This is a genomic window from Peribacillus sp. BM1, from assembly GCF_056679975.1.
The window spans coordinates 1-14,389 of sequence record NZ_JBWXPJ010000004.1; the positions used below are offsets into that span (position 1 = coordinate 1).

The 14,389-nt window shown below is 36.2% G+C and carries 15 protein-coding genes; 9 read left to right on the forward strand and 6 right to left on the reverse strand.

Going from position 1 to position 14,389, the window contains the following annotated elements:
• Positions 1-377: MerR family transcriptional regulator (locus tag AC1MGI_RS22215; RefSeq protein WP_480350275.1), on the forward strand; the 377-nt coding region annotated here is incomplete at its 5' end.
• Positions 378-398: 21 nt separating this feature from the next.
• Positions 399-1,571: an MFS transporter gene (locus AC1MGI_RS22220; RefSeq protein ID WP_480350277.1), complete on the forward strand. Its 1,173-nt coding sequence runs from the start codon at positions 399-401 to the stop codon at positions 1,569-1,571.
• A gap of 611 nt (positions 1,572-2,182) precedes the next feature.
• On the opposite strand, the gene AC1MGI_RS22225 is transcribed toward AC1MGI_RS22220, so the two are convergent.
• Positions 2,183-2,404 carry a MerR family transcriptional regulator gene (locus tag AC1MGI_RS22225; protein ID WP_480350279.1) on the reverse strand — a complete coding sequence of 74 codons (222 nt, stop codon included), beginning with the start codon at positions 2,402-2,404 and terminating at the stop codon, positions 2,183-2,185.
• Between the two features lie 219 nt (positions 2,405-2,623).
• On the opposite strand from AC1MGI_RS22225, the gene AC1MGI_RS22230 reads away from it, so the two are divergent.
• From AC1MGI_RS22230 to AC1MGI_RS22245, 4 genes are all read left to right on the forward strand, one after another.
• The gene (locus AC1MGI_RS22230) at positions 2,624-3,607 is read left to right on the forward strand and encodes an aldo/keto reductase (RefSeq protein ID WP_480350281.1); all 984 of its coding nucleotides are present in this window, start codon (positions 2,624-2,626) and stop codon (positions 3,605-3,607) included.
• A gap of 426 nt (positions 3,608-4,033) precedes the next feature.
• Entirely contained in the window at positions 4,034-5,158 is a 1,125-nt protein-coding gene (locus AC1MGI_RS22235; protein ID WP_480350283.1) for an NADH-dependent flavin oxidoreductase, read from the forward strand.
• A gap of 292 nt (positions 5,159-5,450) precedes the next feature.
• The gene (locus AC1MGI_RS22240) at positions 5,451-6,038 is read left to right on the forward strand and encodes a hypothetical protein (RefSeq protein ID WP_480350285.1); all 588 of its coding nucleotides are present in this window, start codon (positions 5,451-5,453) and stop codon (positions 6,036-6,038) included.
• A 282-nt stretch (positions 6,039-6,320) separates the two neighbouring features.
• Complete coding sequence (locus AC1MGI_RS22245; RefSeq protein ID WP_480350287.1) at positions 6,321-6,806, forward strand: NUDIX domain-containing protein; 486 nt, start codon at positions 6,321-6,323, stop codon at positions 6,804-6,806.
• A 251-nt stretch (positions 6,807-7,057) separates the two neighbouring features.
• Here the strand turns inward: AC1MGI_RS22245 and AC1MGI_RS22250 are convergent, their stop codons facing one another.
• From AC1MGI_RS22250 to AC1MGI_RS22260, 3 genes are all read right to left on the reverse strand, one after another.
• Complete coding sequence (locus AC1MGI_RS22250) at positions 7,058-7,534, reverse strand: DUF5342 family protein (RefSeq protein WP_480350289.1); 477 nt, start codon at positions 7,532-7,534, stop codon at positions 7,058-7,060.
• 71 nt (positions 7,535-7,605) lie between these two features.
• A complete protein-coding gene (locus AC1MGI_RS22255) occupies positions 7,606-7,914 on the reverse strand; it encodes a PepSY domain-containing protein (protein ID WP_062187316.1) in 309 nt (102 codons plus the stop codon).
• A gap of 267 nt (positions 7,915-8,181) precedes the next feature.
• Entirely contained in the window at positions 8,182-8,844 is a 663-nt protein-coding gene (locus tag AC1MGI_RS22260) for a MerR family transcriptional regulator (RefSeq protein ID WP_480350291.1), read from the reverse strand.
• A gap of 667 nt (positions 8,845-9,511) precedes the next feature.
• Here AC1MGI_RS22260 and AC1MGI_RS22265 point away from each other — a divergent pair.
• Positions 9,512-10,336 (forward strand): hypothetical protein, encoded by an 825-nt coding sequence (locus AC1MGI_RS22265; RefSeq protein ID WP_480350293.1) that lies wholly within the window; start codon positions 9,512-9,514, stop codon positions 10,334-10,336.
• A 1,331-nt stretch (positions 10,337-11,667) separates the two neighbouring features.
• Here the strand turns inward: AC1MGI_RS22265 and AC1MGI_RS22270 are convergent.
• Positions 11,668-12,219, reverse strand: a complete 552-nt coding sequence (locus AC1MGI_RS22270) for a site-specific integrase (protein WP_480350294.1) — start codon at positions 12,217-12,219, stop codon at positions 11,668-11,670.
• A gap of 191 nt (positions 12,220-12,410) precedes the next feature.
• Between AC1MGI_RS22270 and AC1MGI_RS22275 the strand changes: the two genes are divergently transcribed.
• Positions 12,411-12,707, forward strand: coding sequence for an AbrB/MazE/SpoVT family DNA-binding domain-containing protein (locus AC1MGI_RS22275; RefSeq protein ID WP_480350295.1), 297 nt, complete (start codon positions 12,411-12,413; stop codon positions 12,705-12,707).
• Positions 12,707-13,033 (forward strand): type II toxin-antitoxin system PemK/MazF family toxin, encoded by a 327-nt coding sequence (locus tag AC1MGI_RS22280; protein ID WP_480350297.1) that lies wholly within the window; start codon positions 12,707-12,709, stop codon positions 13,031-13,033. Before AC1MGI_RS22275 ends, AC1MGI_RS22280 begins: the two co-directional genes overlap by 1 nt.
• Before the next feature lie 294 nt (positions 13,034-13,327).
• Here AC1MGI_RS22280 and AC1MGI_RS22285 read toward each other — a convergent pair whose 3' ends face one another.
• Complete coding sequence (locus AC1MGI_RS22285) at positions 13,328-13,861, reverse strand: hypothetical protein (protein WP_480350298.1); 534 nt, start codon at positions 13,859-13,861, stop codon at positions 13,328-13,330.
• Between the last annotated feature and the right edge of the window lie 528 nt (positions 13,862-14,389).

Below are 14,389 nucleotides of genomic sequence, written 5' to 3' on the forward strand. Positions count from 1 at the left end.
CAGAAGTAAGCGAGAAATATGGCATCTCACCTGATACCTTACGTTATTATGAACGAATAGGTTTATTTCCCCCTATAAACCGTAACAAAAGTGGGATAAGGGATTACACAGAGCAAGACTGTCTATGGATCCAAGTCATTTTATTTATGCGTGACGCAGGTATGTCTATAGAGTTGCTGCTGGAGTACGTAAACATGCTTCATCAAGGCGATGAGACAATGCTAATAAGAAAGGAACTGTTAATTGAGCAACGAAATCAGTTGGTTGCAAGAATTGATAAATTACAGAGAACTTTGGAGCTTTTGAATGGAAAAATTGAGAATTACGAACATTCTGTAGTACCGAATGAAAGAAAATTGATGGGAACAGATAATTAATGAAGAGAGGGGATACAACTTATGACCAGGCAGAATAATTTGCTTATATTTATATTGACCATAGGAGTTTTCGGTATCCTAACTACTGAAATGGGAGTAATCGGGATATTACCTTTAATTGCTGAGCACTTTCAAATTAGTGTATCCAAAGCAGGGCTGCTAGTGAGTCTCTTTGCACTTGCTGTTGCAATTTCTGGTCCGATTCTACCGTTATTATTTTCGAGAATAAATCGTAAGAAGGTAATGCTACTTGTGCTTGGCATTTTCGTTATAGGTAACATTGTTGCAGTATTTGCATCAAACTTTACTGTTTTACTAATTGCTCGTGTGATTCCGGCTTTTTTTCATCCGGTTTATTGTGCATTGGCTTTGACAGTAGCTGCTACGTCTGTTAGTAAGGAAGAAGTTCCAAAGTCAGTTGCTAAAGTAATGTTAGGAGTAACGGCAGGTATGGTGCTTGGTATACCAGTTACTAATTATATCGCTAATGTAACTTCTTTACAGGTGGCGTTGCTGTCTTTTGCAATCGTTAATGCAATGGCGTTCATAGCTACATTGATATTTGTACCATCATTACCTGTTAAAGAAAGACTTTCTTATGGTGCGCAAATAAGCGTATTAAAAAAGCCGATAACCTGGTTAGCCATTATTACCGTCATATTTATTGGATCGGCGACTTCAAGTGTTAATAGTTTTATTGCGGAGTATCTTGTAACCATTACAAATATAACGGGTGGAACTTTAAGTTTGGCATTACTTTTACTAGGATTAGCAAGTCTTATTGGAAATCTTGCGGGAGGGAAGTTGCTTACTAAAAGTGCTATTAAAACTGTAACATCATTTCCAATTGCATTAGCAATCGTTTATATATTGTTATTCCTAACAGGTAGATCTACTGGAACTATGATGATCACAATTTTGTTATTGGGTACGTTATTTGCTATAGGTAATAATGTTAGTCAATATTGGATTACCTCTGCTGCTTCAGAAGCACCTGATTTAGCTAATGGATTATTTTTATCATGCGGGAACTTAGGGATAACAATTGGTACAACAGTAGGTGGTTTATTTATATCAGGAATGGGTACTCAATATATCGTATTAGGGGGATTACTATTCTTAATAATGAGTTTGGTATCCATTTTACTGAGAAACCACATGTATAGTCCTACAACAAAACAACTTCCTAGCTAAGAAGTAAAGTTAAGTTTGTGAACATTTGCACTTAAACTAACATAGGGCTTTAGTGAAAGAAGAAATTGCCTAAAACACCCCTTTTTTATGCAGCTACCAGGCTTCTGAAGAAGCCGAAAATGTTGATTCATCAACATTGTATAAAATCATGTATAAACGATAAAAATGGACCATTCGGAACTTCCGAGAGGGTCTTATGTTAACTAGATTTGTATAGAGTATTCATGTGATACTTTGGGACCTTGTTCAACTAAAAGGGCTCTTTAATTGAACAATCAGCTAAAAGGATCTTCCAGCCGAAGATCCTTTTATAGTGCCGATAATGCTGAAATGAATCTTTTATAGGCTAGGAGATATGCAAAAACACCCAATATAATCTCTATAGGGATTCACAGATCAATTTTGTCTTTCAGCTCGCGTATTTCATCGGGCATATCTTCTTGTTTCATGTTTTTCGGCACAGATGTTGTCCCTGCAGCCACTGCGGTATCATAAAACCAACATTTGTAATTAAGTGTATCCAGTGTTTTATTCAGCAATTCAATATGTTCCTCAACAATCTTTTTTCTCTCATGGAACATATTACGGCGCAGTTGGAGAGTTGAGTCTCCCTACATATACCAATCTATAAATGTCTTGATTTCTTTGATCGGCATACCGGCAGCTTTCATACATTCAATCAGCCTGATCCACTCAAAATCCTTTTCCTTAAACATACGTATACCACCCGCGCTACGTTCAACAAAGGGGATCAGCCCTTCTTTGTCATAGTACCGTAAAGTATACGGGGTTAATTGCGTTTTCACCGCGGCTTCACTAATCGTATAGAGCATAATTCCACTCCTATAATTTTTTTATAAAACCATTGACTTACAGTTAACTCTAAGTTGTAGGCTGAAACTATCATTCCTTGCTGATTTTGTCAATATGAGAAAAGCGAGGAATTATCAAATGGAATAAGTCGTGTTTGGAAACCTTTCCACTCTCTATATTTCAAAGATGGCTCAAGTGATAACATCAACATTTATTCTGGAAAATGAAGGAGGAGTAGCATGGAAAAGAGAGTACTTGGTAAAGAAAAGTTAGAGGTATCTGAAATTGGGTTTGGATGTATGGGTTTAAACTACCACCGTGGTCCAGCCAAAGACAAAAATGAAATGATTTCTCTCGTACACTTAGCGATAGATCAAGGCGTGACACTATTTGATACAGCTGAAGTGTACGGTCCCTATTCTAATGAGGAGTTAGTAGGAGAGGCATTATCAGGACGTAGAGATAAGGTGAAAATTGCAACGAAATGTGGTATTCGAATTGGTGATGGCGAACAAGTAATTGATAGCAGCGCCGGATCAATTCGTAAATCCATTGAAGGCTCGTTAAGACGGCTAAGAACGGAATACGTAGATTTATACTACGTTCATCGTATCGATCCTCATACACCTATTGAAGAAGTGGCGTTGACGATGCAAACCCTTAAGAAAGAGGGAAAGATCAAACATTGGGGACTTTCCGAAGCAAGTGCAGATACTATTAGGAGAGCACATTCAGTTGAACCACTAGCTGCAGTAGAAAGCGAATACTCTTTATGGTGGAGAAAAGTTGAAGCAGAAGTCTTCCCAACCCTTGAGGAATTAGAGATTGGTTTTGTCCCATATAGTCCGTTGGGTAGAGGATTTTTAACTGGAACCTTTAACAAGAATGCGACTTTTGGTGACAATGATAATCGCGCAAGTTTGCCTCGCTTTACGCCGGAAGCACTTGAGGCAAATCAAACGGTTGTTCATTTACTTAAGGAGATAGCAAGTACAAAAAATGCAACTCCGGCACAAATCGCATTGGCCTGGACATTGGCACAAAAACCCTGGATTGTTCCTATTCCAGGAACAACAAGACCAGAGCGCTTAAAAGAAAACATCTCATCAGCCTGTATCTCGTTTTCAAAAGATGAATTAAATCATCTGGATAAAGAGATACGTAAGATCAATGTGATGGGAGATCGTTACGATGAGTCTGAAAAGAAAAGAACCGGTCTTTAACAAATAGTTACAAAAGATCAATAGATTCGGAGTGAACTTTTTAGATCTTTTAGGGGTAGCACTGCATGCCCATCAAGCGAACCAAACTAATCTCTTATCTAAACTAACGGGTGCTTAATTAAACAAGCAGCTAAAAGGATCTTCCAACCGAAGATCCTTTTTCAGTACCGATAAGGGTGATTATGTTAACTTACTGAAGGTCATACGTATTTCACATAGAATAATACATATATGAGTTTGAGTGAAATGAGGGTGAACAATCTATGAGTGTAGATCAAAAAGCATCCATACGAAGCATTTTAGAAGTATTAGCATAAGAAGGAGTAAAGACAGTCGATGTGGCTAAACAAATACCTGGCATAAGTGAAAAACCATTTAGGAATGCATTAAAAGAGGCTGGATATGAATTTAGAAAGAGGTTAAAAAATGAACACAAAATATAGCAACTTATTTGAAACCTTTACATTTAAAAGTGGTATCACCATTAAAAATAGAGTCGTTATGGCACCAATGACAACTTATTCTAGTAACGATGATTACACAATTTCAAATGAGGAATTACAGTATTATAGAAAAAGAGCCAATGGAGTAGGTCTTGTCATTACAGGTTGTACTCATGTGCAACCAAATGGAGTAGGCTTTATTAATGAATTCGCTGGTTATGACGATAAATTTATTCCAAGTCTAGCTAAATTAGCTGATGCTGCGAAAAGCGGTGGAGCTCCTGCATTACTTCAGATTTTCCATGCAGGTAACAAAGCACTACCTGATTTTATTCCAAATGGTGAACTTGTTAGTTCTAGTAATGTAAGCTCTAAAAGAAGCTCCCATGTAACACCTAGAGAGCTTACTCATAATGAAATTTTGGAAGTGATTCATGCCTTTGGCGAAACAACAAGAAGAGCTATCCAAGCTGGTTTTGATGGTGTGGAAATTCATGGTGCACATGAATTTTTAAATCAAAACTTTTTTTCTCCCTTCTTCAATAGACGTGAGGACAAATGGGGCGGTTCTCTAGAAAATCGCTTACGTTTCCCACTTGCAGTCGTTCAAGAAGTTAAAAGTGTCATTAAAGAATATGCGACCAAACCATTCCTTTTAGGATACAGACTATCTCCAGAAGAACATAGAGAAGACGGTTTGAGAATGAAGGATACCTATGAATTAATTAATCGTCTTATTGAAGAAAATGTTGATTATGTACATGCTTCGTTGGCTAATGCCCTTTCCTCAAAGCCAGTCGATAGTCAAGATGAAAAAACATATCTTGAATTAATTGTTGAACATGTAAACGGCAGAGTTCCTGTAATGGCTGCGGGTTCTATGGTAACGCCAGATGACGTTGTAACAGCATTAGATAAGGGTCTATCCCTAGCAGTGGTTGGTCATACGTTAATCATGAATCCAGACTGGGTAGAAAAGGTTCAGAATGGAAAAGAAGATGAAATTGAGACAGCAATTAAGACTTCAAAAGTAAGCGAGCTTGAGCTTCCAGAAAAACTTTGGAATGTAATTCAAGCTAAAGGTTCATGGTTTAAGATTGAGGAATAATCTCACCAACGATTGATTAACTAAGGACAAGAGATGTTTGCAAGGGAGATGCCTCAAGTTGCAGCATCTCTTGTTCCTCTGCATTTTATACAACTGAATAGGGGAGTTGTAACGTGAAATTCTTCTTCAGCTAACAGGGGCGATTGTTCAATAAGCAACATAAAAGGATCTTCTGCTGAAGATCCTTTTTCAATGCCTATAAGCTTGATTATGTGAAATTACTTGAAGGTCATACGTATTTCACATGGAATAATACATATATGAGTTTGAGTGAAATGAGGGTGAACAACCTATGAGTGTAGATCAAAAAGCATCCATACGAAGCATTTTAGAAGTATTATCACAAGAAGGAGTAAAGACAGGCGATGTGGCTAAACAAATACCTGGCATAAGTGAAAAACCATTTAGACATGCATTAAAAGAGGCTGGATATGAATTTAGAAACTCTGGTCAAAAGGGTTGGTTTTTTATTGGAGAAGGTGAAGAACCCCTTGATAGAAGTATTTTTGATTATGTGAAATCGAGTTCACCTAAAGTTCATACACCTTTCACGCGAAGTAATCAGAAGTTCGCAAAGAGTAATAAGGAATTCACGAATCATTCACCTATTGTTCATGAGCAGTTCACCCAAGATGAAATCCATATGATTAAGGAAATGCTTAAATCATGGCAAGAGGTTACCCCAACTATACAAACCAATGAGCCAAGTCTTTATGACCGCGTCAAACAGTTGCCACAAAGTGACAAAACAAGAAAGACTATTGTTATTGATCGTGTCATTGGTAAACGTTTAGATGAGTTTTGTGAAGCTGAGAGGATCAATAAGTCTGATGTGTTTCATTTAGCATTAGCCGACTTTCTAGAAAAATATGAAAAGTGACCAAAGAAACAAAAAGGATTGGATATCTAAGAGGTACTCAATCCTTTTTTTGCCGATAATTTACTTTATGTTAACTAGTTTTGTATAGAGTATTCATGTGATACTTTAAGGCCTTGTTCAATTAAAGGTCCATTTAACGGAATAAGTAATTGTACAAAGTTACATAATTTGAAATAATTGTTATCAATTAAAGGCAGGGGCTGTGATAGTATACAAATCTTATTAATTAGGCACGGTGAGTCAGAAGCTGACATTTTAAAAAGAAGGAAATGAGGTGAAGACTTGTCACACGTAAGAATACGATGTACAGGTCTAATAATCGAAAATAATTCGGTACTTTTAGTTGAGTATGATGATAATGGGATACACTATAATTTACCTGGTGGAGGACTGGAGCCGGGTGAAACGATATTAGAGGGTGTCGCAAGAGAAGTGTTAGAAGAAACTACCGCACAAGTTGATGTTGGACCGTTAGCATTAATTTATGAGTTTACCCCGCATAAGCAATCTGGCGATTATAACGTTAATGAGAAACACGGACTTCACCTCATTTTTGAATGTACATTGAAGAATAACTCAATACCACGATTACCTCCATATCCAGATCCTTATCAATCGGCGGTGAAATGGGTTCCTCTAGAAAAATTGGACTCAATTTTACTGATTCCTAATATTAATCAGCAAATTAAGAACTATATTAAGAATAAAAGGAATATTGAATTGGTTGAGGATTATCGACTGGACAGACTCCTTTTAGAGCCAAAGTAAGTCGTATGACAATAATAAAGGATTTCCGGAATTAAACAATCGGGAGCTTTAATTGAACAAACAGCTAAAAGGATCTTCCAACAAACCGAAGATCCTTTTTCAGTACCTATAAAGATGATTATGTTAAGTGCCTTAAGGTACTCTTTTCAATGTACGCAATTAACAAAAATCATATATGGGGGAAAATTTGGATGTTTTGAGGACAAAAAAGGGTGGGCATCATTTAGATACCCACCTCTTATATATTTAGTCTATTGATGACATTCATGAACTTGATTTTCGAACAATGATTTTACTTTAAAACCTTGATATACGTGGTTAGCCATCAAGTTATACACTTTAGATTCCAAATCTTGAAGGTCATCTTCTTCTAGGTTATTTTGGGGTTGAGGATGAAACCATTGAATTTCTTCATCGTGGAAAATACCATGATAATTATCCCCTTCAAAGGTTAGTGTAAATTGATGACGTTCATGAACTTGATCTTCGAACAATGGTTTTACTTTAAAATCTTGATATACGTAGTTCGTCATTAAGTCATACACTTTAGATTCCAAGTTTTGAAGGTCATCTTCACCAAGATTATTTTTAGGTTGAGGATGAAACCACTGAATTTCTCCATCGTGGAAAATCCCTTGATAATTATCGCCTTCAAAGGTTAACGAAAACTGATGACGTTCATGAACTTGACCTTCAAACAATAGTTTTACTTTAAAATCTTGAATCATGATAAAACCTCCTACGGTTATTTATTGGACTTTTCTTTAAATGATTTTAAATCGTTCGTACCATGGCTCTATCAATCTTTCGTGTTTTGATCAACTTTCAAAATATCACCTGTTGATGCATCAATATCCACAACATATTCTGTATCTTGATTTACAATAGAAATTTCGTATTTTTTAATCCCGTAATTTTCAATGGTTTGAGTGTTCGTTACTAGACCGCCTTTTGATGTGTCTAAGGCAATGGTCTTTGCTTGTAATTCATTAATAGATTGTGAGGGTGCAATGGTTGATTTCGTTATTGGTTGGTTATCAAGCATTGCATGAGCCCCTAGACCACCTGCGATTAAAGCACCTGTTAAAAGCAATGTCATCAAGTTCATGCTTGATAACCTCCTCGTGTTGTTTGTATTGTTATCATAACCTCTCGAGTTTAAAGAAAAAGAAGAGGAACCTTAAAATTCCCTTAGAAAAGTAAAAGAATATCAAGTTTGCGTTTTTTGATTTTGATCTAGTAGGTGAAACTAATAAAAACCCCCACTCCATTAATGGAGTGGGGGTTTCAGCTTTTCATTCATCATGCAAAGCATATGGGAGTCCATACTGTAATGAATGTACGAAAATAACTATAATCATACATTCATTTTACTTCATCCAAAAATCTTTGATAGAAATCCTTTTTTCTCTTTCTTTTGACTGCTCAGTTGAGTCTCAATTAACAGTAATTTATCTTCTAACTCAGCTCGTTTTTGGGCTTCTTCTTGTTTTTGTTCCTGTATATACACATTGAACGTTTCTTTTAAATCTTTGTCTGAACTAATTAAATCTTTAACTAACCCTTTTAAAGCTTCATTATCCTCTTGAAGCTTATTTAATTTGCTATCCTCAAGCAATCGTGTTTCATTTTCTTTTTCTACTAATTGCGATAAACGGTTTATTTCCTGTTTCATTCGACGGAACTCATCGCCTATTTGCATAAACATTTCATTTGCACCACTTTGTTCAAAGGCTTGTTCGAGCAACACAGTCATTTCCTTCGACTTTTCCTCTTGTTCCTTATCTGTTTGCAACTGATGATATAAGTTTTCCTTAATTAGCTCTTCTTTCACATCATCAAACGTGACATTTCCTCCACGATTGAAAACTTCAATGATCTTCTCGATTTTTGGAAACTCGGTATGAGGAATCCAACGACCAGTAGTTCGTTTATCAAACTCAATTAAGCCTTTATCGCACCAAGTTCGCAATCTCGGAACTTCAATGCCAAACCTTTCGGCAACCGGACCTATGGATGACCACTTTATATCACTCATTTTAATTCCTCCTGCGAATAATATTGCTGATTTAGATTCAATTGAGTCTAAAACTAGAGTGAAATATCTTTAAATAAGATAATTTATATATATAATTAAATCCTTGGTCTAAAGCGTGTTTTATTGTTAATTAAGTCTTATTATTACATGTTTTAGTCTTAATTTATATAGCATTAGACACAAAAAAAGCCCCCCATAAATGACGTAGATATTTAGTGAAGGTTAAATCTATTTTCTCTTTGTTTTATATAGTTTTTAATAAGGTGATTTATGTAAACTGAAGCATTAAATATGACAAAGACTACAGGATCTTCCTTTTTATATAGTTTTACGTTATAGCGTAAAGACTCATAAACTATCAAATTTACTTGTTTTTTGGTAGCAATTGTTGGATAATTAACCAAACAAATATGGACGTAGAAAAGAACCTCAACGTGTCTAAGTGGTATCCCCATACCCTTAAACCGTTCCCCCTACTCGTACTAGGGAAAACACTTGTCGAAGTTCTTGAAACTAACAATATTAGTACATTCATTCTAGTGTATTTTACTGTTAGTTTCAAGAAAAAAATGTTGTTTCTTTCTTAGACACATTTAAAAAGACGCTGTTTCCCTTAATCTTTATCGGGAGCAGTGTCTTTTTTATTGTCCTCTAAGGAGGAAATACGATGTTAGTAGCTGGCAGAATCGAAAATTTTAAGGAATTTAGCAAGTTTAGCAGTATAAAAGAATTTAACAACACCATTGAAATGTTCCTAGCCGAACATAAAAAAGATTTCACTAAAGGGGAATTAGTCGCGTTCAAACGCCTGGTTAGGTTCTCCGCAAAATATGCAGGCGTGGCCAACGCCAAGATCGGAACTCTACTAAAAGCCATCAATGAAAAATTGAAAGGGTTTGGCGTAAGTCGTTCGACCTTTGAACGGATGTTAAGAAAAGCGAAGGATTTAGGGATCCTATCGATCGAAAATACGGCTAAATCTAAAGGTGGAAAAGGCCATAATGTCTATATTTTTAACACAATTGATGTATTAAAAAAGGAAAAATTGACGTATTGCGAGAATCACGGTAAGCCTTGTGACAGTAAGGATGAAGGGCGTAATTCTGAAGGAGAAGCTAGTAATCTTTTAGAAACTAGCAATATTAAAAAGATAAATAAACGTAAAGAGACACATTTAGATTCTACTTTTACGGCTTCTTATGTTCCAAAAGAATTTGTCCAGGCTGTTAAGCCTTTCTTTAATCATGCTGCTACGATCGAAGACCTTTGGAAAAGTGTTTTTCTTGATACAAGAGCGATTAAAAACATAGTAGAACCAGAAATCATTACATATACAGCCATAGATGCCTTCAAACAAGCAATCAGAGCTTATAAAAAAGGGAAAATCAGAACAACATTGGCTGCCTTCTTCACAGGTACTTTTAAAAACCGAATGGACAAGGCTTACTTTGCTATTCCTTTAGAAGAAATCTCTGAAAGAAACAGGAATTAATATCTTAAAACAAACTAATTTAGATAAAATATTCCTCTTTTAAAACCGCAAAACATACCGTAACAAAGATAAATATCAATGTCTGTTTCATTTGCGGTTTTACTTTGCAGTAGATCCCTGTCTGTATACGGGTTCGGCCGGCTCCTCCTTTTTCGTAAACACCAGAAGACCTCGCCTATACTACGTAAACATAGCCGAGGTCTTCTGGTACTCTAAAGTTGTCGCCGGCCAAGGATGGATGAAGTAGCAAGTAGGTTTATGATAAATGGAGAGATTAGTTTGAGTAAGAGATTAAGAAATATGGATATAGTGGTTTAGAGATAAAAGATGTAGAACGAGTAAAAAATACGAATGATGTGAGAATTATAGGATGCTGTTTGCTGATTTATTTGTAGTGTTTTTAGTTTCGAAGGTGGTTTCGAAGGGTTCCGAAAGGAGGGTATTCGAAAAAACAGGGATTTTGAAGGATGCTTTTAAGTATTTGCCATTCGTGCTGTTTATTAGGCATTCTAAGGCGTTTTATCTTTTTTTGAGGACAAAGAGAATACTTCGAATGCTATAAAGGGCCCTTAAGGGGTTTTAAAAGACTTTGCTGACTTAATCTTTTATTCCGCCAGACTTAATTTATCGGACATATCCAACATACGGCTATGCTCCACGCAAGGTTCGGGTAGTATTTTTTGAGCAACCCACTCAAAAAATCTCCACCCTTTCCTCCTTGCATTCCGCATTTTGGCAGGTGAGGACATGTCGCCAAGCCGAACATACTCAAAACGAGGATTCTCAGAATTCAGCTTACTCGGACCATTGTACCTGCCAAACCGCCAGTGCTTCCGATCCACGTGTGGATCTTTCGCTTGATTTTTTTACGCCATACAGGGGCTAGCCCCTCTTGCTAACGCAATTCACCATCTCACCTCAAAACAAGAAGGGATTCAGGAACGAAATGAAAGTGAGTTAGATTCAAAAAATTTATACCTTACAAACCAAAAAAGACCTTTTGGGAGGTACGTGAACAACGTGCAGGATAAAGAGTGGACTACCGTCACTCTTAAAGCGTTGGCACGCTTGGGTTTAAGCAGTATACACCTTGCTTAAAACTTGAATACTTAAATCTCTTAACCCTTGGTACAGAACGTGTTAAGCAGTATACTTCAAGACGTATGCACGTTTTATTTTATAAATAACTATAACTAAAAAAGAAGAAGAACCACTCCGTCGCCCAAGATGGATATGGTTCTTCTTCTAATTCTGAAATGATTAGGTTTGTGACCAACCATTCTTGCTAGAGCAGTTGCCTTCACGTTCGCATTGACTTGCAGCACAGCATCTTACAAAGAAAAATCCTTTAGCGTTTCGTCGATTTCCTCTTGCGTAATCCCGATATAGCGTTTGGTGATCGACGGTGCGGAATGGTTAAAGATATTCTGCAGGAATGCCAGATCTTTCGTTCTCCGGTAATACGCATATCCAAATGTTTTACGCATGGTATGCGTGCCGATGTCATCCCTTCCAAGCACGTCTCCGGCCTTCACAAGCGCTCTATAAGCTTGGGTGGGTGTAATGGGTCCGTTTCCCTTCCGACTTGCAAACAGATACTCTCCGTCGCCCATATGAGCCGTATAATCCTCGATTTCCTCCCGAAGCTTCACTGGCAACATAAATCGCTTGGTTTTATTCGTTTTTTTCTCTCGAATCACCACATGCGTTTTTCCTCGTACATCGCCAACGGTCAACGGAACCATATCGCTTACCCGTAACCCCGTGTTAATGCCAAAAACAAATAAAAAATAGTCCCGTTCGGACCCATATCGCCGTAGCGCCCATTTTAGATCCTCAATTTCTTTAGCCGTTCGTAACGGCTGCACGTTCTTTTCTTTCATGATTTTCCTCCAATATCGTACATTCAACGTATGATAATGTTAGTTTATCAAAAGGACCCAGTGTTATCAAGGATTTGAATGTACGAAAATATATGAAATCATACATTCGTGAAGTAGATGAAATTTGTGTGCATCATTTGTAAGTACTATGTATATACTGTGTATATACGAACGGGACGGAGTGTGTTAAAATGGAATGGAATGAAATGGACAATGAAAAAGAGGTGGAAATGATGACAATGGCCACGACTGTTCAAAAATGGGGAAATAGTCTTGCAGTACGAATTCCTAAAGATATCGCAGAACGAGTTGAGATTCATCAAGGATCTGAAATGGAAATGAGAGTTGTAGCAAATGAAGGAATCATCACATTAGTTCCTAAAAAACAACAAAAGAAATACTCATTGGATGAGCTCTTAACACAATGCAAACCAGAAAATCGTCATCAAGAAATTGATTTAGGTATAGAGGGGAATGAATTAATCTAATGTCAGCACCAGAACGTGGCGATCTTGTTTATGTAAACTTCAATCCACAAGCAGGACATGAGCAAGCAGGTAATCGTCCTGGGATCGTATTATCACCGAAATCATTTAATGACATAACGGGTTTTGCAGCTGTATGTCCGATTACGAACACCATCAGGGGATGGGGTTATGAAGTTAAGCTCCCTGATGGTTTAGCTTTTCAAGGTGTCATTTTAACTGATCAAGTGAAAAATTTGGATTGGCAGGCCCGTAATCTTCAAGTAAAAGGACAGGCTCCTGAAGAAATTGTGAATGATTGTTTAGCTAAGATACATACTTTTTTGTAAAAAGCATTCTGCAGGATGCTTTTTTATTTGTTATTAGGGGGCGAGTCCCGAAAATGCGGATTTACAACGCTAAGCTGTTTATAGCATTAAAAATGAATGATTTAACAATGATAAGGTTTTTGATACAAGTCATATGAGACACTAGCAATCTTTATTTGTCGATGTTATGAGACTTGAATAGCTGAAGAATACATACATTAAATTCTTGGACATATTTGAAAACCCTACAACGCCTATACACGCACATAAATACTTTCTAAACTGTTTTTTCATGATAAATTCCTTCTTTCATATCTATCTTATTGATAAAAGACCATTTGTAATTGTTCTATTATTATCGCTGTAGCCAAAAATACAAATAGTATAATCCCCATCTTTTGGAGCTTTAAAGCTCACACCTAACGTAGTAGGTACTGAATCAGATAGCACTTTTGTGAATAAACCTTCATAAAAATAGCCAACTACAATATCGCTTGAACCATCTGAATCTATATTAAAATCTACTGAAACTAAATCCCCTTTTTTAAAACTTAAACCCATAGATTCATCAGTAAGCAAGATAATCTCGCCTTCTTTTAACTTCTGATCATCAAAATAATATTTGTTTTTGGCTTCTTCTTTTAATTCAACGGCAATCATATCTAAATTAGATATGTATTCATCCTTTTCTTTTGAAATATCTATTGTGGGAATTGTCTCACTATCGTCTTTGATTGTGTTAGTTTCCTCAACAACATTATTATTTTTTGGATATTTCGTATATATAGTGGAGGCAGCGATGATCATTAAAACAATTAGTATTCCATATAATAAAATGCTTTTTCTCATGGTATCCACTCCTGAATCTATTGAGTAAATGTCTTCTTTCTCTCTCTACGAAATTCGTTTTTTTATTTTTAGTAATTGGTAAAAATAAACATTAACTATAATTTATACTAAATCTTAAATGTTTGCAATCCACTGATAACTTAAATTTGATATTGTATCTTTCAAAAGACAAACGTAAATTGAATAAATAAAAAAAGATATGGATTTAAATCTTCTCTCTTTTTTTATTATCTGGACGAACTAAGAGAATGAAACCAATTTACCAAAATAATGTCTTGGTAATCAGCATTCTTAATTTAATAACCACTTTAAATTCAAAGAATAAGGATGATTATGTTAAGTGCCTTAAGGTACTCTTTTCAATGTACGAAAGTATCTAAAATCATACATTCGAAAATACCCCTTCAACTAACCGGGCAGAATAGTTTAAGAAGAATCTAAATCGAGAAGTTTATAAACGCCTTGACCTGGAGTCAACTCCAGCTGTTATGATTTCCATAGTGAGGGAGGACATTATTATGATGATTT